This window comes from Acaryochloris thomasi RCC1774 (assembly GCF_003231495.1).
In the GTDB taxonomy this organism is placed as follows: Bacteria; Cyanobacteriota; Cyanobacteriia; order Thermosynechococcales; family Thermosynechococcaceae; genus RCC1774.
Genome location: NZ_PQWO01000003.1, coordinates 318602 through 337922, shown reverse-complemented (window position 1 = coordinate 337922; position 19321 = coordinate 318602). Strand labels below are relative to the sequence as shown.

The following is a 19321-nucleotide window of genomic DNA, read 5'->3' as shown; positions in this document are numbered from 1 at the left end:
TTATTGCGCTCCCGATTTAGATCGAGCTTAGCTATCCTGAGAATCAGCCTCATCAACCCCAGGGATTGATAGACCATCAAATAGACTGGTTTCTAGCTCCATCCGCTGTTCCATCTTGCGTAGAAAGTAGCCCGTCATCATGGCAGAGCCGAGCAAGCCAGCAAGATTATCCCGTTCTGTGACCACCTGAACGCTAAACGCTTCACTGGGAAGTACACCCACTAATCCCTGAACATTCTGCGAAATGATTTGCTTAATCTCTGGACTCACAGACTTCGCGACCCGCGCTAAGACCTCTGGAGGCTGATTTTGCAGATATTGAATCAGTAAATTAGCTTGACCCTCCTCAGAATCATTGATGATGAAATTGGCGTTTTCGGGGTCAAAAGACATGGGCACCCTCTAAGTTGCTGCTTTCATTGTGACATTGAATAACTCTAGTGTGCCCACATCCACGGTGGAGTGAAGCCCGAACACAAAAGTGGAGTGACTTACCACGGCCTTGGAGTGAAACAACAGAGTTGCGTTACTTCTCAAGATGAATTCCCTAGACGTTAACACAAAGGATAAAAGCAACACTCTGAAGAAAGAAAATTATATTGAGCATCTAGAGCCTGAATCCGAAGGTGCCCAGGCTTGTCCCATCCGCCAAAGCCCCCTAAACAAAGAGCGACGAGCCGGGACCACAAATCGGCTGCAATATGATGACAGACTTTAGGCTTCCAGCTCGTCCAGCTTAGCTTTCACAGCCTGAATGTCTTGCCACATCAGCCATTTGGGACTCCCTGTTTTCTTTGAGGGATTCCGCAGTAGATAGGCCGGATGCAGGATGGGCATGCATCGATAGCCCTGCCAATCAATCCACTGGCCCCTAATTTTGGTAATTCCCTGTTTGTTGCCGGTGAGTCCACGCACGGCAGTGGCCCCGGTCAGTAGAATGATTTTGGGGTTGACGAGACGGATTTGCTCTAGAAGATAGGGCTTACAGGCAGCAGACTCATCGGTCGTGGGAGTGCGGTTATTGGGAGGCCGACACTTCACGATATTGGCAATATAGGCGTCTTTCTCAGAATCTAGATTGACTGAGGCAAAGATTTTGTCCAAAAGCTGACCCGCTCGACCTACAAAGGGGAGTCCGGTTTCATCTTCTTGCTGGCCGGGGCCTTCACCGATCACCATCAGAGGGGCTTTGGGATTGCCGCGACTGATCACAACATTCGTACGACCGGCAGCAAGATCACAGCGCTGACAGTTATTACAGTGGGGCTGCAGCTGCTCCAGGCTGGCGTAGGTTCCACTGGGGATTGGAACCTGAGCGCTGGTGGGGATTTGCTCTGGGTCAAAGTCGGGGGGCGGTGGAGCCGGGGCCGAGGTGTCAAAGAGGCTGGTTTGTTCTTCGCTAGACATGGGTTATCGAGGTGAATTAGGCAGCGGAGACGGCAGCTTGGATGGGCTGCTGAAGGGCTTCAAAATAATGGGGCCAAGCTACAAGGATGGCCTGCTGGTGCGCGAGCGTCTCTAGATTAAGCTGATCGGCGGTGAACTGCAGGGCTTTGCCTTCTAGATCACAGCAGACTAAACCAGCAGCCCGCGCTAGGGCAAGGGGTCCGGTGGTATCCCAAAGCTTAACGCGGCCATTGAGGTAGAGGTAGAGACCGGCGCGGCCCTGGATCACTTCCATTACTTTGAGGCCGAAGCTGCCGAGTCCCTGAAACTGAGCCGCCGGAATCTGACGCTTGAGAACGGTGCCGTAATTTTTGCGATCGCGTTCTCCAATCATGATCGGGCAAAAGTCAGAAGAGGGCGGCGGCGGTGGCTGAGCCAAAAGCGGCTGAACCGGGCTGGGACCAGTGGTCTGAAACAATCCCCAGTGAGGCCCCCCCCAATAGAGCTGATCGCGAACAGGGCTGTAGACCCAGCCAGCAATAGGCTGATTGTTCTGCAGCAACCCCACCATGACGGCATAGTTCGGACGCCCGCGCATAAAGTCTTCTGTGCCATCAATCGGATCAATCAACCACAGGCGCACATGAGATTGGCGAAAGGCCTGCACTGACTGGGCATTTTCTTCGGTGATCAGACCGTCGTCAGGGAACCAGGTCCGAAACTGAGTCGATAGCTGTCGATCTAAGGCTCGATCGACGCTGGTGACAAAGTCTTCCGGTCCCTTAGCAGAGACATCGAAGGGTTGGGTCGCCATTCGTTTTGCCTGTTGACCGACTTGGCGGAGCAGAGTCCGAATCAGTTGTGCTTGTTCCGCTGAAACGGGGGGCATCATTTTAAATCTAAAAGACCGGTTTCTTTGAGTTTAGGATTAAACCGCAGCGGCTCCTGAATGCCTCGTTCGCTCAAGATCGCTAAAATCTCGGCTTCAATACGGCGGGCTGATTGTTTTAGAACTTTGACTTGCGATCGCTCATCCAGTTGAGGATCATTGTACTGGTTCAGTTCTTCAGGGGTCATGGCTGCTTTCACATCGATGGCCTGTTCCCACTTCGTCTGGTCTGGACCATTCCCTAGAGGCTCTGATCCGTTCTCAGCCATCCAATCATTCCGAATTGCTTCTAAGAGAGTGCGGTTGGGCTTATCAACGAATTGGGTCTTAAACCAGTAACAATCATGGGGCCGTCGAACGAGATGCTGCTTCAGGCTGAGAAAGATATCCCGCGAATAGCCAACATACTGAAGCGTTTGATCCTCAGAGAAAATGGCGTAGGCTCCAATTTTGCCGCTAGGCTCAGTGGGGACTAGTCCTTCTGCATTGAGGTAGGCAGAATATTCGAGGCTGTTGAGGGGAGTAACTTGGGTCTCTGCAGGCATAGATATCGATTGAGCAAGCGCCAGTCTTAGTATGCCTGACCCTCTGGACCGAGGGGTAGAAAGATTGTCAATACTTCACCTTGCTGCTGATGCTGGCGAACGCTGAGCTTGCCGCCCAATGCCTCAAACAGGTGCTTGGTGACCGGGAGACTGAGGCTGAGTCCTCCGGTTTCAGGCTGCACCATCAAGACATGCCCCACTGATTTAAGGGTTGGGGTCGGGGTTGAGCAAGGAGAGTCACTACTGTGGGCTTGTAGATGCGATCGCAACTCCAATTTCAACTGCTCCCCAGCCACAGCGACCTGTAGCTCAATCTCACTTCCAGACGGCAAGCTATGGCTGAGGCGATCAATTAACCCGGTCAGTACCTGATCCAGCATCATCGGGTCGCTAATCACCACCGACGGAAGCTGCTGAGGCACCCGAATACTTAAGGACAGATCTCGGCGAGCGGCCTGCTTTTGCCAGCGGCTGATATTTTCTTCTAAGACCTGCTGTAGTGAAATCGGCTGCAGCGTTGTGGGGACAGGGTTCGAATCGTTATTTGTGATCTCCATCGCCCGGAAAATCAGGCCAAAGCGATCGATTTGGTCTCGGCATTCACGTTGAATAGACTCCAGACGCTGCAGAACTTCCCCTGGCAAGTCCGATCGCTTCAGCAACAGCCGCGTAAAGGTCTGGATCGTCGTCAAAGGCGTGCGGACTTCATGGGCAATTGCCTGTAGCAGCTCCACTTCGGGTCTCGCCTTTTCCTTTTCTGGAGTCGCCTGCGGCTCCGGTTTACGCTCCAGCCCCTGTCTAGAAAAGGGGGCCTGAACGGCGGTATGCAGCAGGTGGCGACTAAACTGCAGGGGAATACGATAGTCAGGCGTCAGCACCGGGAACTGCGTCAACAGTGCATCAAAAGTTTCAATCTGGTGAGGACGGGTGAGCTGAATCCGGGAGCGGAGAGCGCTCAATGCTTCTCCAATGGTCTCTGGATTGAAGGAGAACTGGAATTGAATCCCCTCCGACTGATGTCGCAAAACCGCCAGCCAGCTAAACGCAGAGGTTTGAATCAAGCAGAATTTTTCATGGCTCAACGGATCAGCAGGTAGCAGCGGAACCGACTGACAGGTTGTTTCAAAGGGCTGCTGCGGTCCATGATCGCTGGGTGGTAGCTGCAAGACTGATTTGTCTGCTGTAAAAACTAAAGACTGGAGATCTCCGAAGCGAGTCGGTTCGTTGAAGAGTGGAATCGGGCCAGATAGGATAAAGCCCTGCATTGGGCAAACATCCGCAGAGTCGAGATCTTGCTGGACGCATTGAGAGAGGAGCTGGGTCATGGTTGCGATCGCAACCCGCCATTCTTTTTCTGCAGAAGCACTCGCAACCAGAGCCGCCTCAGGCTCCTGCATTGCGACAACTTCACCCATTGTTGGTACGACCCACATGGTCACAGATTACTCATCCTTACTTGGCAGCTACACATCATCTTTCACAAGAATATCTACCTTTAGCATTCACTGAATAGCCATGAAACCGAACCTCATAGGTGTAGAACACACTCCAATACTGCCCCGCTGCGCCTCAAAAAGCAGACAGAGATAGACGTTGATCTTCTCGCAAATAAACCTCCAGAGCCAGGCCAAGAACTATCACCACCAGTTCACCTTCTCCACAACAGGCTGACCGGAAATCTCCCCCATTCACCTTAAACGTTAAGATAGATAAACCTGTTGGCTCTATGCCACAGGCAACTTTTGCACCTCTGTAAGCAACGGGATATATATATGCCAGGTACCGCAGCCATTTTCGCCATGATTGCCGTCATCGGTCTATTAGTTGCGGTGCATGAGCTTGGGCACTTCCTGGCAGCCCGTCTCCAAGGCATTCACGTCAACCGCTTTTCCATTGGCTTTGGGCCAGCGCTATGGCGATATCAGGGGCCAGAAACTGAATATGCACTGCGTAGCATTCCCTTGGGTGGCTATGTCGGCTTCCCCGATGACGATCCCGACAGCACCCTTGACCCCAGCGATCCGAACCTACTTAAGAATCGTCCCCTACTCGATCGCGCCATCGTCATTAGTGCCGGTGTGATTGCCAACCTTGTCTTTGCCTACATTGTTTTAGTCGCGCAGCTAGGTGGCATGGGCGTCATTGACTATCAACCCGGCGTCCTCATCAGTCAGGTAGCCGCCGACGTCAGCTCCGTTGCGGCTGACGCAGGTATTCAGGCCGGAGATGTTGTTGTTTCTATCAACAACCAGTCCCTAGGCGCCCGCAGCGAAGCCACCACAACATTGATGGAGACAATTAAGAGTAGCCCCAATCAGACTCTAAAGCTCGGCATTCAGCGGGGCGAGCAATCCCTTGATCTAAATCTAACGCCCAAAATTTCAGACACTGGCAAGGTTCAGATCGGAGTGCAGCTCTTTCCCAATGTCAGACAGTTAGCCGATGGCCGGGTCGCTCGCCGTGCGCCCCACAATCCTGGTGAGATTTTAGGAGCCGCCGCAGATGAGTACCAAAAAATCATCACTTATATGGCCGGGACCTTTGGTCAACTCATCGGTAACTTCAGCGAGGCTGCAGGCCAAGTCGCTGGTCCTGTAGGCATTGTCGCCATGGGCGCAGAGATGGCCAGTACCGATGTTTCCCGGCTTTTTGACTTTGCCGCTGTCATCAGCATCAACTTGGCCTTTATCAACATCCTGCCGCTGCCGGCCTTAGATGGTGGCCAGCTTGCCTTCCTGTTAATTGAAGGGCTGTTGGGCAAGCCGCTCCCTAGCCGTCTCCAAGAGGGCGTCATGCAGACCGGACTGGTTCTCTTACTAAGCCTCGGCGTTGTTTTGATTGTGCGGGACACAGCCAATCTCAACTGGGTCCAGCAGCTATTTCAGTAAAAAACTTTAGAAGAAGCTACCTTGCCCAGACCCTCTAAGCGAAAACAGAAGGCTCTAGAACTACTCAGCCGCCTTGAGCACCTTTACCCGGATGCCACCTGTAGTCTCGATTACGAGACCCCCGTACAGTTGTTAGTAGCAACTGTACTATCGGCACAATGCACTGATGAGCGCGTCAATCTGGTGACCCCAGCACTGTTTGCCCAATTTCCTGATGCGTCAGCCCTAGCGGGGGCAGAACGAGAAGAGATTGAGGCGCTGGTGCGCTCTACCGGCTTTTACCGCAATAAAGCTAAGCACATTCAGCAAGCCTGCCATAGAATCGTCACTGACTTTGGCGGAGATGTACCGCAGCAAATGGAGCAGCTACTAACCTTGCCGGGGGTGGCACGCAAAACCGCTAATGTTGTTTTAGCTCATGCCTTTGGCATTAACGCAGGGGTAACAGTAGATACTCACGTTAAGCGGCTCAGTAATCGCTTGGGCTTAACAAAGCACCAGGATCCAGTAAAGATTGAGCGCGATCTCATGGCACTCTTACCCCAGCCCGATTGGGAAAACTGGTCGATCCGGCTAATTTATCACGGGCGAGCGGTGTGCATGGCTCGAAAACCGAGTTGCGATCGCTGTACCCTTGCAGATCTGTGTCCCTCAGCAGGTAAAGCGACCGTGGCGACAAAAACTTCTAAGAAAGCTGTCAACAAGTAAACAAAATTGGTTACTATAGGAAGCACTGTCTAAATTACAACGATAGGTATTCTAAAGGTCCATGGCAAAGAAGAGCATGATTGAGCGCGAAAGAAAGCGCGAAAAAATGGTTGCGAAGTACGCCCATAAGCGACAGGCAATCCAGGAACAGATTGCCCAGGCGACAACGCAGCAAGAAAAAATGGACCTGCACCGTCAGCTACAGCGCCTACCTAGAAACAGCGCCCCCACCCGTCTCCGCAATCGTTGCTGGGTAACCGGCCGCTCAAGAGGCTTTTACCGTGACTTCGGCCTGTCTCGCCATTGCCTCAGAGAGATGGCTCACGAAGGCTTGCTTCCTGGCGTGCGCAAGGCAAGCTGGTAGCGTCTCATTAGACTATCGCTTCACTGAATAATCTAAGAAATCGAGGATCTAGCATAGATTCTCGATTTCTTTATAGTCGGTAAACTATGACTGTCCACAGCAGGTATCAATCCCAAGACTTGTCAGCAGCAAATCGCTGACGGCGTTGGCGACGGCAAATTCGCTATAGAAGCTTTTTGAAAAATCAAAGGCCTGCATCTCTGTCAGAATTGCAATGAGGAGCGCACCCAAGTCATTCTCACCTTCCATGCGCTGCCGCAGATAGATGCGAGCGGCCTGTGCAGCGATTTTTTGATTGACGGGTTCTGGCAAGAATTCCGTATCTAACCACTCCAGTAGAGCCTCCTGCAGCCAACCTGCCTCTTCCTGTGGAGACTGGCTAGGGGGTAATACTTTTGGCTCAATTGGCTGCATAACCCCAACGTCTCATCTCGTCGCTAGATACCAGTTTATCCTAGGCTGATTTTTTTAGGTGGGACCGACCATTATTAATCACTTTGAGCATCGTGCCTAGCTGCACCTCAAGGTCTTTCAAAACACGATCCGCGTATAGATCAGCTTCCCGATGGATTTGCTCACACTCAGCCTGGGTTGCCTGACGCATTGCATCCAATTCCTGCTGGGTCTGACGCCGAGCGCGCTCAACTTCAGATATATTCCGCTGTCGTAATGCTTCCACCTCCGACTGTACCTGTTTTTGTAGCTGCTGCGCCTCTCGCTCAGCCTGCTGAATAATCGTGAGTTCATCCGCAATTTGAGCAGCCCGCTGCTCCGCAGACTTAATCAGTTCTTGGGCATATTGATGGGCGCGGCTTAAGATCTCTTCTTTGCCCTTAAGAATATCTTCAGCAGCTCGCACCGTATCAGGAATACTACGCTCAACGGCGAGGAGCTGGGACAGAAGCTGCTCCTCATCAACAATTGTTCGCTGTGTAAGCGGTAGTTTGAGGCCATCTAGCACAATCACTTCTTCTAATCTCTGAAGCTGTTGCTGCAGAGCCAAGCCCTGTGTTTGCTGTGCAGTAAGACCGCTCTGTGGAGGGACGCCATTTGTAACGGTCTGAGTTTCAAGACTTATGGATTCTTGGTGAAGCATTTTTTTAACTCAACAGCAACATTTTGAGGGACAAGGTGAGTGACTGAACCACCAAATTGAGAGATTTCCTTAACTAAGCTACTGCTCAAAAAACTATATTCATTTGAGGTTGCCAGAAAAACGGTTTCAATTGAACCACAGAGACTAGCGTTTGTATGAGCCATCTGCAGCTCATATTCAAAATCAGAAAGGACTCGCAGCCCTCTGATCAGAACCTGTGCCTGACGCTGCTGGGCATAATGCACCGTCAAAGTATCGAAGGCATCGATTTCTAGATTGGTTAGGTGATGAGTGCAGGACTGAATTTGCTCCATTCGCTGCTGCGCCGTAAATAAGGGAGACTTATTTGGGTTTTTAGAGACAGCAACGATCACCTTTTCAAATAATCGACACCCTCTTTCAATGATGTCGAGATGCCCTAATGTAACAGGGTCAAAGCTCCCTGGGTAGACTGCAAGCATAAATTGATAAGCTGGTTGAGGCGATTATAGTGCATAACTCTAAATTCCTCACAGAACATTGCGTTTAATTTATGTCACGAGTCTCTAATCACAAGATTTGCTAATTAGTAGAGATGAACTGTGGGGCCATGAGCATCATCATATTCAAGCCAAAAGGATGTTGGAATTCGAGATCTTGAGAAACTTTGACAGCCAGCCCATATTAATCAAACAGTCTTTGCTGCCAATTTGTCTCGTGGATACCTTCGTGTGAGGATGGAGTGTGTACTCTTACCCACTGCATAAAGGTCTCTCAGAAAAACTATGGCAGAAATTCAATTTGTTCGAGGTACTGATGAGTCAGTGGTTCCTGATGTTCGGTTGACGAGAGCACCTGATGGAACCTCTGGTCGAGCATTTTTTCGGTTTGAAAACCCAGATATTGTTCAGGATGGCAATCCAGAAATTTTGGGCATGTTTATGATCGATGAAGACGGTGAGATCAGTACTCGCGATGTCAATGCCAAGTTCATTAATGGGCAAATCGTGGCAATTGAGGCAACCTACAATATGTTGAGCACCCAAGAGTGGGAGCGGTTTATGTTGTTTATGAATCGCTATGCCGAAAGTCACGGCCTAGGCTTTAGCAAAGCTAGCGAGTAGGTGGAACGCCACCCCCACTCTGACCCGCCCCATGATGACCAGCGTGCTGTACGTTGTGGGGTGCTGACCATTAGTGATACTCGAACGTCTGCAACGGACACCAGCGGTCAATTTTTACAGCAAGCCTTAGCGGAATCAAGGCATCAAGTCCTGGTTTATGACATTCTCCCTGATGACCCCGTTCAGATTGACGGCTACTTAAGGCAACTCGCAGTTGCAGATAAGATTGAAGCTGTTCTTTGTTCTGGCGGCACGGGGATCGCATGCCGAGATGTCACCTATGACGTCGTGTCTAGGCTCTTAGAGAAGGAGCTACCTGGCTTTGGTGAATTGTTCCGCATGCTCAGTTATCAGGAGATCGGATCACGTGCGATCGCATCTCGAGCAACCGCAGGGGTTTACCAAAACCTACTTATTTTTTCCCTGCCCGGATCAACCAGCGCTGTTAAATTAGCAGCCACCCGGCTGATTCTTCCCGAACTTCGACACCTAACCCGCCTTCTATCTTCGTAGTCCAACAGCGAGTCAACGCTGTGCGATTCTGCTTACTTCTAGGAGCCCAAAGAAAAGAGGAAGAGAGCTGATCAATTCTGATGGAAAGCCTTAGGAACAACCGCCTTGTTGATGACCGTACTATCCGGCTGCCCTTTCTGTGCACGAATACCTTGCTGCAATGTCCGAATAGCCTGCGTATAGTGTGGATCAGAAAACGTCGCTAACATCTTAGGATTAGTAGACAGTAGAATTTTTTGCCCCTCTGAGAGCTTTACCTGAATATCAGGTGTAATCCCCTTGTGATTGATATCAGTGCCTTTTGGCGTGTAGTAATGAGCCACCGTCACCGCCAAGCCGGAGCCATCCGACAGCTGATGCACCGACTGAACGAGGGCCTTGCCAAAGGTTGTGCTTCCAATGACTTTAGCGCGCCCATTATCCTGCAGCGCCCCTGTCAAGATCTCACTAGAGCTGGCTGAATTACCGTCCACAAGAACTGCTAAGGGTTTTTGCGTCAAAGACTTCGTCCGGGCCTTAACATTTTCATTTGTCCCTTGACGATTAACCGTGCGCACAATCAGACCCCGATCTAGCCACATATCAGCAATATCGATACTGGCATTCAGGAGACCACCTGGATTCCCTCGTAAATCAAGGACAAATCCATCCGCTTTCTCCGCCGTCAATCTCTCAATTGCTGCCTTGATTTGCTCAGACGCATGGGCGCTAAATTCATTTAAGCGAATATAGCCAATACGATTGCCACCTTCCCGCTGAATTCTAGAGGTGACGGCTGACAGCTCAATAACCGCACGCTCAATCGCAACCTCAAACTTCTTCGTTCCCTTACGCTGAATTAAAAACTTGACCTGAGTTCCACTCTGACCCCGGATCAATTTGGAAGACTCCTTAATATCTAGCTTGGCCGTGGGTTTACCATCAATCTCAATGATGCGATCTCCTGCAGTTAACCCTGCCTTGGTCGCTGGAGATCCCGGCAGCGGCTCAACAACCGTCAGCACCTTCGTCTTCTTGTTAATTTCCATCCGGATGCCAACCCCCGATAGCTCACCCGAGGTCTGACTCGTGAGAGACTCATATTCAGAAGGAGCCATAAAACGGGTATAGGGGTCATTTAGGGGTTGCAGTGCCTCTCGCAAGGCCGTATAAGCCTGCTTCGTTGAAGTATAGTTGCGGCTCAAAAGCTCTCGCCGAGTTTCTTTCCAGTCTGTCTTATTGAACGTCTCATCAACATAGTGACGATTGACCAGCTGCCAAGCCTCATCAACAATCACCTTTGGGCTATCTTCCAGTGCTGCCTCAGCTGGATGCTGCCAGCACAAGCCAATGCCCGAAGCAGAGACGACAACCGCCCCCCCAAACAGAACAGTCTGGAGGGAGTGCAAAGAGCGAGAAGTTGGATTCATTGAAGTTCGAAACGTAACGAAGAGATGAAAGACTCTGGGCTTAAAACTGAATTGTCAGGGGAGTACTTATCTCAAGAAGCTCCAATTTACTCCGGCCACCTAGAGCCAAAGCAATGCAGCACCCAACCCTCAGCATGATTGACGTTTAATCACTAAACAGAGTTCCTTTAGTCCAGGTTACCCAAACCCAGAGAAGAATGGGAGTGCTTTGTGTAACAGTTTGTAGATGAAGCTGAGCAAAACTTAAACATTACTCCGCACTACCAACGGCCTGATGTTCTAGCCAGTTTCTCTAGACCTACACGGCTGAGCCCCACACATAAGAGATGTCCTCGACCTTTCCCCACCTTGACACTGAGAGTCGGGGAATCAAATAATTCTTCACAGATCACACAACGGTGTTGGGAACCCCGCCCCAGTCTTAGAGACCGAGCAGATGAAGTCCTTCGGTATTCTTTCCTATAACCCATAGCGCTTCGGCTGGTTTCTTATTGAATTTCATTATAGGGTTTGATCTCCAACAACCTGCCCCCCAGAATTTAGAGATACACCAAAATGAACATTGGGTTTATCTGTAGGATTATTCTCAGCCTATGTGCCACCGACAGCAAAGACGCTTAATATATGGAAAGCTCACCCATTTAGCCTTCCGTTGGCTTCTTTCCTCGATTAGGGTGAAAGCTGTCCCCTATCTGCACGGAGCCGAACACTGATGCTTTGTACTCAATGCGGTCACTCCAATCCTGATGGTGCCAGCCACTGCGCCTCTTGTGCTGCACCTTTGCCAGCGATGTCCCCTTGCCCCAGTTGTCAAGAGTTCGTTTCCACTGACGCCTACTTCTGCGCCCACTGCGGGACCCCTCTCCAGTCAGGGGAGCCGATTCCTGTGGCCCCTAAGGCAGCCAGCCAGGCCGATGCGTCAGCGGTTGGTCAAGTCCCACCCACCGAAGTCGTAAATCTTACAGAAGCTATACCGGCTCCGATGTCTGAAATACCAGCGATAGATATGCCTATCTCAGCCATCAGCCAGCCTCCCGACTTATTGGCAGATGATGATTCAGAGCTAAAATCTCCTCCAGAAGAGCAATCTGTGGCTGAGTTCACGATTTTCCCAGAGGATTCATCCGCAATACCGCCAAAATCCGACGTCAATATTGCTGCGAGTTCGACAGCAGGTCTAACTTCAGAATCGGAAACAGTTCCCCCCTCAGCTTTTGATGTCTTCACTCCCCCTCCGGCACCGTTGAATACACAGCCCGCCAACCCACGAGCAGGGGCAACACAGATTCAACAGCCGATGGCTTACCTTGTTCACGTACGGAGTGATACGAAGCTCTTACTTCCGCTCCACCTGGATATTGTCCATCTGGGTAAACCCAACGAACGTGTCCCTCCCGACATAGATATGTCAGGTTTTCCCGATAGTGATGTGGTCTCCCGTGTCCATGCTGATCTTCGCCTCGAAGCTGATGGCTACTATCTCCAAGATTTGGGAAGTGCCAATGGAACCTACGTCAATAACCAGGCATTGCGAACTGGGGATCGTTATCGTTTGAGAACTGGCGATCGCGTGTCATTGGGCAAAGAAGACAAGGTCAGCTTTATCTTTAATGCTGGGTAGGTAACGCTTCCTACTGCAACCGAGAAATACAGGATATAACAATATCTTGAAAAGACTCTGGTAGTTCGCCTGTTTGCTGCATCTGCAGCCCGAGCTGGTTTAACTCCTGAATCGTATGAGTATTCTGAATCTCTGTGAGGGTGCAGGCGCAAAAGCTGCTGGCTTGGGCACCTCCCTTAGACGTGCATCCCTTCATGAATAGCTGCTCAAAAGCTGGACTTTGGGTACTGCTAATACCAAACGAGTCTGATGAGTTCGACGCAGGGCTAGGGGCCGGAGTCGCCGGGGCCGGAGCAACGGGAGTCGGCTGTGACTGCGACGGATATGTCGGATTGTTGTTAGCCCAATCTTTCCAGTCCTGGGCAGAAGCGATGGATGGCACCAAGGAGAAGGCGAGAGCCGTTAGCAATAAAAAACGCATAGCAAAACGTAGAGAGATTTTTCTCTAGGGTGCCCTTTATTAAAGATGCGGTGATCTTTGCTACGAAGCATAAAGACCCACAGCTATTGCTACATCGTCAAAGATTGAGGATTTACCTCAATCAGCTGAGCCAAATCTCGAAGGAATGCTGCTGCATCTGCTCCGTAGATGATGCGATGGTCACAGGTAATATTCACGCGCATTTGGCGCTTCACTCCAAATAGGCCATCCTCAGTTGCCACCGTCTGAGAGCGAGACGCTCCCACCGCTAAGATTGAGCCTTGCCCCGGCGGTAAGATAGCGTCAAAGCTATCAACGCCAAACATACCTAGATTAGACAAAGTGAATGTTCCAGAGCTGTATTCATTGGGCTGCAGTTGTTTTGAACGTGCGCGAGAAACCAGATCTTTCCAATCACGTGATAGTGAGTAGATATCGAGCTGATCTGCATGTTGCAGCACCGGTGTAATCAAACCGCCTCCCGGCATCGCCACCGCCACCGCCACATTAATCGGAGCGCGATACTGGATCCCTTGATCGCTATAGCTAGCATTTACCAGTGGATGCTGCTTCAGAGTCACAGCAATTGCTTTCGCCAACAGTCCAGTCATCGTGACGCCTTTGACCTTGAGTTGCTTATACAGCGCGTCCAGAGCATCCGTTGTAATTGTGTACCCCACGTGAAAAGTAGGTACCGCTAGACTGGCCATCATGTTTGTGACCACAGCCTGCTGCATGGTATTGAAAGGAGCAATCTCACCCGCCAGTGCAGCAGCAGGAACAGGAGTCGATTGTTGCGTTGCCGTTATGACTGGAGGTGTTGCAACGGCAACGCTGGTAGAAGAGACTTGACCCGAAGCTTTTTCCACATCCGCCGCAACAATACGACCGTGAGGTCCACTACCAGCAAGAGACTTGAGATCAACCTGGAATTGTTTTGCGAGCTTGCGCGCACGCGGAGAGACAATGGTGCGACCGGTCGATTGCGTCGCTGATGTATTCCCCCCATTTAGAGACGCAGCTACGGGAGTTGGTGGCACAGCATCAGGCACGGCTGGAGCCTCTGCAGCAGTACTCGAGGATTTTGCCTTTTCCTGGGCTAACGCAATATCTGCCTCTGTTTCAGCAACATAACCAATCGTTGATCCAACCGGTGCCATCTCTCCGGCAGGGACTGCGATTACAGCTAAATACCCCGCATAGAAAGACTCCACATCCATGTCAGCCTTATCGGACTCCACGACCAGGACAGTTTCACCCTTCTCGACCTGATCTCCAGGACTCTTAATCCAAGAGACGATCTTGCCTTCCGTCATCGTAGAGCTAAGGGCGGGCATGAAAACTTCATGAATCATGGGTGCTATTCCGAACCTTCAGAAACTGTCTTAAGCTAGATTCTATACTGACCTGTGGTTCAAAGCGATGCTAAATCAGGGATTTGCTCACTAGAAGTTTGTTGTGAGATCACAATATTTGGCTGTCGATAACCAGTAAGCTATAGGGAATCCTTAAGGTTAAGGGTGAGTAAGAAAGAACCGACATCACAGTCCACTCAAGTTTTCAAAGACGCAGCGTCAGCCTTTTTACCTCCTCCTACGGTCACAATCTCTGTGGTGCAGTCACAATAGAAGGGCAAGGTCTTGTTCCCCCGTCTGCAATCCACTGGTATAGCGGTACACGTATTGATTAGGACATTAAAACGGTTGACAGCTATGCCTGCTAAAGAAAAGCTGTCCTAACTCAGCCGAGTACTGCTACAACGCTATTTTCATGAGCAAGTGGTTTAATCGTCCGATTTCTGTACGGAATAGATTGCTGACTAGTATTGGCTCAATGTTGATACCGGTTGTTGTGCTAGCGGTTGGAACAATCGGTACGTTCAACTTGGCCTTCAGCAGTTTTGAAGAGACAGAAGCCGTTATACTCCATGAGTCTTTCCCCGCAGCAGATTTAGAGCTGCTATTGATCCGCGTTTCTCTTTTGGCCGCTTCTATAGAAACAGTTGAAGCATCTGACTCGCAAAGTGACTTTGAGCAGCTTAGTCAACAGATTGATCAAACATTGCGCTTACTCAAGCACGAGGAAATTAGCGGAGTCCCAGAACGTTTCCTGCCACCCGGCCGCGAGAATTTAGTAACGGCGATTAATACCCAGTGGCTTGAGGCTCGTGCAAGCGGCACAGAATTCTTCAAGCCAACATCGGCCTCTGAGCTTGAGCGTCAGCGCAAGACACGGCAGATTTTTATTCGAGACATTGAAAAGACAGTCACTATCATCCATCGTCTGAATCATCTATTGAATTCGTGGCAGGATCAGAACAACTTAATGCAGGCGAAGGAAGTTAGCAGGAAAGGCCTCATTTTACTCGTGATTATTTGTGGAATTGCCCTCAGTCTGGCGATTACTACCGTCTGGGCCCTATCCAAGACAATACTCGGCCCTCTACAGATTCTAGAGCAGGCAATCTCTCGGTTTAGCAACGGTGAGCTATCCCATCGGATTGAGCTACAGACTCAGGACGAGCTTGCTCAACTGGCGCAGACCTTCAATCAAATGGCCACCAAGCTAGAGCAAAGCCAAGCAGATCTACAAACATTAGCAACGATAGACGGCCTAACGGGCGTTTACAATCGCCGGGAGTTCAACCGCTGGCTACATATCGAGATAGAACAAGCGAGACGGGAGTCTCACTCCCTATCACTAGTCATGGTTGACATCGACTACTTTAAACGACTCAACGATAAGCATGGCCATCAATCTGGCGACATTGCTCTGCGGTGGATTGGGGCACTATTGTCAGAGAATGTTCGACCTGGGGACATTGTGGCCCGCTATGGTGGTGAGGAATTTGCCATTATCTTGCCCCAAACAACCGAGATTGAGGCTCTAGTCATTGCCGAGCGGATTCGGCAGTCAATAGAAACTCAGCCGGTTGAAGTACTCAACCAACAACTTCTATACGTAACAGCAAGCCTGGGGTTAGCCACGTTCCCTGAAGAGACCCGGGACGAAGAGGAGCTACTGAGGCAAGCAGATTGTGCCCTTTATCGAGCAAAGCAGGCGGGGCGCAATCAGGTCCAGCATGCGGGAAAAATACCGGTGTAGATTTTTTGACCGTACGAATTTGCTCTATTTTAGAGTCAGTCTATGTAGACAGGTCAGTACTGTCTGTTGTAGGCTAGCTACTTGTGGCTTTTAAAAGAAATTATGCACGCCCAAGAGTTAATCCGCTCTATTGAAGCGGAACATTTAAAGGAAAAGTTGCCTGAAGTCTACGTGGGCGACACTGTTCGAGTTGGTGTTCGGATCCGTGAAGGGAACAAGGAGCGGACTCAACCCTATGAGGGGACCGTGATTGCCAAGCGTCATGGCGGTATTAATGAGACCATTACAGTCCGCCGAATTTTCCAAGGAATTGGCGTTGAGCGGGTGTTTTTACTTCACTCTCCTCGAGTTGCCGATATTAAGGTGATGCGACGCGGTAAAGTTAGACGAGCAAAGCTTTATTACTTACGAGATCGCGTTGGTAAGGCCACTCGAATCAAGCAGCGCTTCGATCGAAGTCTTTAATCACAACTGTGTCTGTCATGTTGATATCAGTGAGTGACTGATATCAATGATGTTCCACAACGCGCTAGACTAATAGGCACCGTGGATCTAGCATTGTGGCAAAAGCTCTGCAGCAACTAGAGAATTTGCGCCTTTAGTTCAGTTGGTAGAACGCAGGTCTCCAAAACCTGATGTCGGGGGTTCGAGTCCTCCAAGGCGCGCTCTTTTCCTGATCTAGCAGGGTGTTGGAAAGTTTTATAGCATCGCCCTCGTTTAGAGGATGTTAGGTCCAGAAGTGGCAAGGTTGCATGTTTTTCTGGTGTATTCCTAGTCTGATTAGGTTGAAGCAAACGTAAGCGATCGGCAGTGAAGGGTTAAAAGATAGTGCCAAAAGGGAAAAAAGGGAAAGGGAAAGGTAGAGGAGCGAAGGGCGCTCAGAAAGGACCAGGAAGTGCAGCCGCGAATCAGGGTGCTGCATCAGTGAATCCTGATGCAGCGGAATCTACGACGGATCAGCAACCGGTCGCGGCAGGGAGCTCATCGCCTGATTTAGAGCCGGATGCTCAGAAGCCTAAAGGCCCCAGTCCTGTCGGATTTGCACAGGGAACCAAGGAAGAACTTGCCAAGGTTGTATGGCCTGATCGACAGCAACTCATTAGTGAATCAGCCGCAGTTATTTTAATGGTGTCTTTTTTGGCGATTTTCATCTCTCTTATTGATAATGTGTTCAGCTGGGCTTCCCGGCTGGTCTTTTAGGGCTTGAATCATGGTAGATGAACCGCTTGATACAACTACAGTTAATGCCCCGGAGACGGATGCCTCAGCACAAATTAATCGCTGGTATGCGGTACAGGTGGCTTCTGGGTGTGAGAAGAAGGTAAAGCAAAATTTGGAGCAGCGCCTTCAGACGCTAGACGTAGCAGACCGGATTGTACAGATCGCGATTCCACAAACACCCACAGTTAAAGTTCGGAAAGATGGCAGTCGAGCCACGAGCGACGAGAAGGTCTTTCCTGGGTACGTTCTGGTACGGATGATCCTTGACGATGATACTTGGCAGGTGGTTAAGAACACGCCAAATGTCATCAACTTCGTCGGGTCTGAGGAGCGACGCCGCTACGGGCGAGGTCGAGGACACGTTAAGCCTCTTCCTTTGGGGCCTGCAGAGGTGGAGCGAATCTTCCGGCAGTCTCAGGATCAGGAGCCTGTTGTCAAGGTAGATATGGAGGTTGGTGACCAGGTCCAGGTTCTCAACGGTCCGTTCAAAGACTTTGAAGGAGAAGTGATTGAGGTGAGTGCTGAGCGCAACAAGCTTAAAGCACTGCTTTCAATTTTTGGTCGGGATACCCCCGTCGAACTAGAGTTTAACCAGGTGAAAAAAGAGAATTAAGTAATGGCAAAGAAAGTTGTAGCCCTCATTAAGCTGGCGATTCCGGCTGGCAAAGCAAACCCAGCCCCTCCCATCGGTCCTGCGTTGGGACAGCATGGGGTCAATATCATGATGTTCTGTAAGGAGTACAACGCTCGTACCTCTGATAAGGTCGGGCTAGTGGTTCCGGTGGAAATTTCGGTGTTTGAAGACCGAAGTTTTACCTTCATTCTAAAAACGCCTCCGGCCTCTGTCTTGATTAAGAAAGCGGCGGGGATTGAGAAGGGCTCAGGTGAACCTCAGTCTGTCAAGGTGGGTAAAATCACTAAGGCACAACTTCAGGATATTGCTGAGACAAAAATGCCGGACTTAAACGCCAACGATATTGAGGCGGCTATGAAAATTGTGGCGGGTACGGCTCGCAATATGGGCGTAACGGTGGTCGATTAGATTACCGTTCGAATTCATCTCATTCTGTTCACATTTATTGGGGGAGAGGCTCAGGCTTCGTGATCACCCCAGGAGGAAAAAATGACTAAGAAAGTTTCGCGCCGCATGCGAGAGCTGCTCAAGCTGGTTGAGGAGCGTGAGTATGAACCTCTAGAGGCTCTAGAACTGCTCAAGAAAACTGCAACGGCGAAGTTTGCAGAAACAGCAGAGGCTCATGTACGGTTGGGCATTGATCCGAAGTACACGGACCAACAGCTTCGGACTACCGTGGCATTGCCAAAGGGTACGGGCCAGGATATTAAGGTTGCCGTGATCGCGAAGGGCGAGAAGGTCACCGAGGCAACGAATGCCGGTGCTGATGTCGCTGGTTCTGAAGAGCTGATTGCAGAAATTCAGAAAGGTGATATCAACTTTGACCTCCTGATTGCCACGCCAGATATGATGCCGCAGGTGGCGAAGGTTGGCCGCATCTTGGGTCCACGAGGTCTGATGCCCTCGCCAAAGGCGGGAACGGTAACGTTCGATCTGGAAAGTGCGATCGCAGAGTTCAAAGCTGGTAAGCTTGAGTTCCGGGCTGACAAAGCAGGGATTGTCCACGTTCTATTTGGCAAAACATCCTTTGAGCCTCAGGATCTGTTGGAGAACTTAAAAGCACTCCAGGAGACCATCGACCGCAATCGCCCTTCAGGAGCAAAAGGACGCTACTGGCGCAGTATTTATGTGTCTTCGACCATGGGGCCATCCATCCAAATTGGCGTTAATTCCCTGCGCGATCTAAAGATGGATGAGATGCCGTAGGGGCGTCCCCCACAACAGGAGTCAGTATTTTCTGAATTAACCTACAACACGATAGAAACCGAAGACCGTAGGGGCCAATGGGCTTAATATCCTACCGAGGTGGAATTGATGTCACTCTGTTGCATGATGATGCCAGGGAGACTGTTATTCAGCCTCGGATTGATATCCGGGGTTTTTAATTAGGGCAATATTCAGCTAAAAGTTTAGGTCTA

At 50.4% G+C, this 19321-nt stretch carries 23 protein-coding genes, 1 tRNA gene and 1 other annotated feature; of the genes, 13 read left to right on the top strand and 11 right to left on the bottom strand.

The features are described 5' to 3' along the window. Positions 1–27: 27 nt before the first annotated feature. The 5 genes from C1752_RS07180 to C1752_RS07155 form a co-directional block, all read right to left on the bottom strand. Entirely contained in the window at positions 28–393 is a 366-nt protein-coding gene (locus C1752_RS07180; protein WP_110985362.1) for a DUF760 domain-containing protein, read from the bottom strand. 321 nt (positions 394–714) lie between these two features. Further along, positions 715–1407 carry a uracil-DNA glycosylase gene (locus tag C1752_RS07170; RefSeq protein ID WP_110985360.1) on the bottom strand — a complete coding sequence of 231 codons (693 nt, stop codon included), beginning with the start codon at positions 1405–1407 and terminating at the stop codon, positions 715–717. A 16-nt stretch (positions 1408–1423) separates the two neighbouring features. Then, positions 1424–2275 carry a 3'(2'),5'-bisphosphate nucleotidase CysQ family protein gene (locus C1752_RS07165; protein WP_110985471.1) on the bottom strand — a complete coding sequence of 284 codons (852 nt, stop codon included), beginning with the start codon at positions 2273–2275 and terminating at the stop codon, positions 1424–1426. After that, entirely contained in the window at positions 2275–2820 is a 546-nt protein-coding gene (locus C1752_RS07160) for a GIY-YIG nuclease family protein (RefSeq protein WP_110985359.1), read from the bottom strand. The genes C1752_RS07165 and C1752_RS07160 overlap by 1 nt, the downstream gene beginning before the upstream one ends. Positions 2821–2846: 26 nt before the next feature. After that, the gene (locus C1752_RS07155; protein ID WP_110985358.1) at positions 2847–4253 is read right to left on the bottom strand and encodes a sensor histidine kinase; all 1407 of its coding nucleotides are present in this window, start codon (positions 4251–4253) and stop codon (positions 2847–2849) included. A gap of 339 nt (positions 4254–4592) precedes the next feature. Between C1752_RS07155 and rseP the strand changes: the two genes are divergently transcribed. The 3 genes from rseP to rpsN all read left to right on the top strand — a co-directional run bounded on the left by rseP (position 4593) and on the right by rpsN (position 6780). Then, positions 4593–5708 carry an RIP metalloprotease RseP gene (gene rseP, locus C1752_RS07150; RefSeq protein ID WP_110985357.1) on the top strand — a complete coding sequence of 372 codons (1116 nt, stop codon included), beginning with the start codon at positions 4593–4595 and terminating at the stop codon, positions 5706–5708. A gap of 21 nt (positions 5709–5729) precedes the next feature. After that, a complete protein-coding gene (gene nth, locus C1752_RS07145; protein ID WP_110985356.1) occupies positions 5730–6416 on the top strand; it encodes an endonuclease III in 687 nt (228 codons plus the stop codon). Between the two features lie 61 nt (positions 6417–6477). Continuing rightward, on the top strand, positions 6478–6780 hold the full coding sequence (gene rpsN, locus C1752_RS07140) for a 30S ribosomal protein S14 (protein WP_110985355.1): 303 nt from the start codon (positions 6478–6480) through the stop codon (positions 6778–6780). An 84-nt stretch (positions 6781–6864) separates the two neighbouring features. Here the strand turns inward: rpsN and C1752_RS07135 are convergent, their stop codons facing one another. Genes C1752_RS07135 through coaD form a run of 3 tightly spaced genes read right to left on the bottom strand, consistent with a single transcriptional unit; the run spans position 6865 to position 8337 of the window. Then, positions 6865–7194, bottom strand: a complete 330-nt coding sequence (locus C1752_RS07135; RefSeq protein WP_110985354.1) for a DUF8822 family protein — start codon at positions 7192–7194, stop codon at positions 6865–6867. 40 nt (positions 7195–7234) lie between these two features. Next, positions 7235–7876 (bottom strand): F0F1 ATP synthase subunit B family protein, encoded by a 642-nt coding sequence (locus C1752_RS07130; protein WP_233501427.1) that lies wholly within the window; start codon positions 7874–7876, stop codon positions 7235–7237. Beyond that, positions 7855–8337 (bottom strand): pantetheine-phosphate adenylyltransferase, encoded by a 483-nt coding sequence (gene coaD, locus C1752_RS07125; protein ID WP_110985353.1) that lies wholly within the window; start codon positions 8335–8337, stop codon positions 7855–7857. The genes C1752_RS07130 and coaD overlap by 22 nt, the downstream gene beginning before the upstream one ends. Positions 8338–8640: 303 nt before the next feature. Between coaD and psb28 the strand changes: the two genes are divergently transcribed. Then, positions 8641–8979, top strand: a complete 339-nt coding sequence (psb28, locus tag C1752_RS07120; RefSeq protein WP_110985352.1) for a photosystem II reaction center protein Psb28 — start codon at positions 8641–8643, stop codon at positions 8977–8979. Beyond that, the gene (locus C1752_RS07115) at positions 8980–9492 is read left to right on the top strand and encodes a MogA/MoaB family molybdenum cofactor biosynthesis protein (RefSeq protein ID WP_110985351.1); all 513 of its coding nucleotides are present in this window, start codon (positions 8980–8982) and stop codon (positions 9490–9492) included. It begins immediately after the preceding gene. 71 nt (positions 9493–9563) lie between these two features. Here C1752_RS07115 and ctpB read toward each other — a convergent pair whose 3' ends face one another. Further along, positions 9564–10901: a carboxyl-terminal processing protease CtpB gene (gene ctpB, locus C1752_RS07110; protein WP_110985350.1), complete on the bottom strand. Its 1338-nt coding sequence runs from the start codon at positions 10899–10901 to the stop codon at positions 9564–9566. 712 nt (positions 10902–11613) lie between these two features. On the opposite strand from ctpB, the gene C1752_RS07105 reads away from it, so the two are divergent. Then, positions 11614–12522: a double zinc ribbon and FHA domain-containing protein gene (locus tag C1752_RS07105; RefSeq protein WP_233501426.1), complete on the top strand. Its 909-nt coding sequence runs from the start codon at positions 11614–11616 to the stop codon at positions 12520–12522. Positions 12523–12532: 10 nt separating this feature from the next. Here the strand turns inward: C1752_RS07105 and C1752_RS28020 are convergent, their stop codons facing one another. Both C1752_RS28020 and C1752_RS07090 read right to left on the bottom strand, forming a co-directional pair. Continuing rightward, positions 12533–12943: a hypothetical protein gene (locus tag C1752_RS28020; protein ID WP_146242287.1), complete on the bottom strand. Its 411-nt coding sequence runs from the start codon at positions 12941–12943 to the stop codon at positions 12533–12535. Between the two features lie 89 nt (positions 12944–13032). Continuing rightward, positions 13033–14298 (bottom strand): dihydrolipoamide acetyltransferase family protein, encoded by a 1266-nt coding sequence (locus C1752_RS07090; protein ID WP_110985346.1) that lies wholly within the window; start codon positions 14296–14298, stop codon positions 13033–13035. 415 nt (positions 14299–14713) lie between these two features. Here C1752_RS07090 and C1752_RS07085 point away from each other — a divergent pair, with 415 nt between their 5' ends. From C1752_RS07085 to rplA, 7 genes are all read left to right on the top strand, one after another. After that, a complete protein-coding gene (locus tag C1752_RS07085) occupies positions 14714–16048 on the top strand; it encodes a GGDEF domain-containing protein (RefSeq protein WP_110985345.1) in 1335 nt (444 codons plus the stop codon). A gap of 102 nt (positions 16049–16150) precedes the next feature. Continuing rightward, positions 16151–16513 (top strand): 50S ribosomal protein L19, encoded by a 363-nt coding sequence (gene rplS, locus C1752_RS07080; RefSeq protein ID WP_110985344.1) that lies wholly within the window; start codon positions 16151–16153, stop codon positions 16511–16513. Positions 16514–16640: 127 nt separating this feature from the next. Next, positions 16641–16713 (top strand) — tRNA-Trp (locus tag C1752_RS07075). A 259-nt stretch (positions 16714–16972) separates the two neighbouring features. Then, a complete protein-coding gene (gene secE / locus C1752_RS30205; RefSeq protein WP_110985469.1) occupies positions 16973–17248 on the top strand; it encodes a preprotein translocase subunit SecE in 276 nt (91 codons plus the stop codon). A gap of 10 nt (positions 17249–17258) precedes the next feature. Beyond that, positions 17259–17882: a transcription termination/antitermination protein NusG gene (gene nusG, locus C1752_RS07065; RefSeq protein WP_110985343.1), complete on the top strand. Its 624-nt coding sequence runs from the start codon at positions 17259–17261 to the stop codon at positions 17880–17882. A 3-nt stretch (positions 17883–17885) separates the two neighbouring features. Continuing rightward, entirely contained in the window at positions 17886–18311 is a 426-nt protein-coding gene (gene rplK / locus C1752_RS07060) for a 50S ribosomal protein L11 (RefSeq protein WP_110985342.1), read from the top strand. A gap of 81 nt (positions 18312–18392) precedes the next feature. After that, on the top strand, positions 18393–19109 hold the full coding sequence (gene rplA, locus C1752_RS07055) for a 50S ribosomal protein L1 (protein WP_110985341.1): 717 nt from the start codon (positions 18393–18395) through the stop codon (positions 19107–19109). A gap of 40 nt (positions 19110–19149) precedes the next feature. Then, positions 19150–19296, top strand: a sequence feature (ribosomal protein L10 leader region). The last annotated feature ends 25 nt before the right edge of the window (positions 19297–19321 follow it).

Coding starts and splice junctions, on each gene's coding strand:
- C1752_RS07180 (WP_110985362.1), bottom strand. CDS start 393: ATGTCTTTTGACCCCGAAAACGCCAATTTCATCATCAATGATTCTGAG.
- C1752_RS07170 (WP_110985360.1), bottom strand. CDS start 1,407: ATGTCTAGCGAAGAACAAACCAGCCTCTTTGACACCTCGGCCCCGGCT.
- C1752_RS07165 (WP_110985471.1), bottom strand. CDS start 2,275: ATGCCCCCCGTTTCAGCGGAACAAGCACAACTGATTCGGACTCTGCTC.
- C1752_RS07160 (WP_110985359.1), bottom strand. CDS start 2,820: ATGCCTGCAGAGACCCAAGTTACTCCCCTCAACAGCCTCGAATATTCT.
- C1752_RS07155 (WP_110985358.1), bottom strand. CDS start 4,253: ATGTGGGTCGTACCAACAATGGGTGAAGTTGTCGCAATGCAGGAGCCT.
- rseP (WP_110985357.1), top strand. CDS start 4,593: ATGCCAGGTACCGCAGCCATTTTCGCCATGATTGCCGTCATCGGTCTA.
- rpsN (WP_110985355.1), top strand. CDS start 6,478: ATGGCAAAGAAGAGCATGATTGAGCGCGAAAGAAAGCGCGAAAAAATG.
- C1752_RS07135 (WP_110985354.1), bottom strand. CDS start 7,194: ATGCAGCCAATTGAGCCAAAAGTATTACCCCCTAGCCAGTCTCCACAG.
- C1752_RS07130 (WP_233501427.1), bottom strand. CDS start 7,876: ATGCTTCACCAAGAATCCATAAGTCTTGAAACTCAGACCGTTACAAAT.
- coaD (WP_110985353.1), bottom strand. CDS start 8,337: ATGCTTGCAGTCTACCCAGGGAGCTTTGACCCTGTTACATTAGGGCAT.
- psb28 (WP_110985352.1), top strand. CDS start 8,641: ATGGCAGAAATTCAATTTGTTCGAGGTACTGATGAGTCAGTGGTTCCT.
- ctpB (WP_110985350.1), bottom strand. CDS start 10,901: ATGAATCCAACTTCTCGCTCTTTGCACTCCCTCCAGACTGTTCTGTTT.
- C1752_RS07105 (WP_233501426.1), top strand. CDS start 11,614: ATGCTTTGTACTCAATGCGGTCACTCCAATCCTGATGGTGCCAGCCAC.
- C1752_RS28020 (WP_146242287.1), bottom strand. CDS start 12,943: ATGCGTTTTTTATTGCTAACGGCTCTCGCCTTCTCCTTGGTGCCATCC.
- C1752_RS07090 (WP_110985346.1), bottom strand. CDS start 14,298: ATGATTCATGAAGTTTTCATGCCCGCCCTTAGCTCTACGATGACGGAA.
- C1752_RS07085 (WP_110985345.1), top strand. CDS start 14,714: ATGAGCAAGTGGTTTAATCGTCCGATTTCTGTACGGAATAGATTGCTG.
- rplS (WP_110985344.1), top strand. CDS start 16,151: ATGCACGCCCAAGAGTTAATCCGCTCTATTGAAGCGGAACATTTAAAG.
- nusG (WP_110985343.1), top strand. CDS start 17,259: ATGGTAGATGAACCGCTTGATACAACTACAGTTAATGCCCCGGAGACG.
- rplK (WP_110985342.1), top strand. CDS start 17,886: ATGGCAAAGAAAGTTGTAGCCCTCATTAAGCTGGCGATTCCGGCTGGC.
- rplA (WP_110985341.1), top strand. CDS start 18,393: ATGACTAAGAAAGTTTCGCGCCGCATGCGAGAGCTGCTCAAGCTGGTT.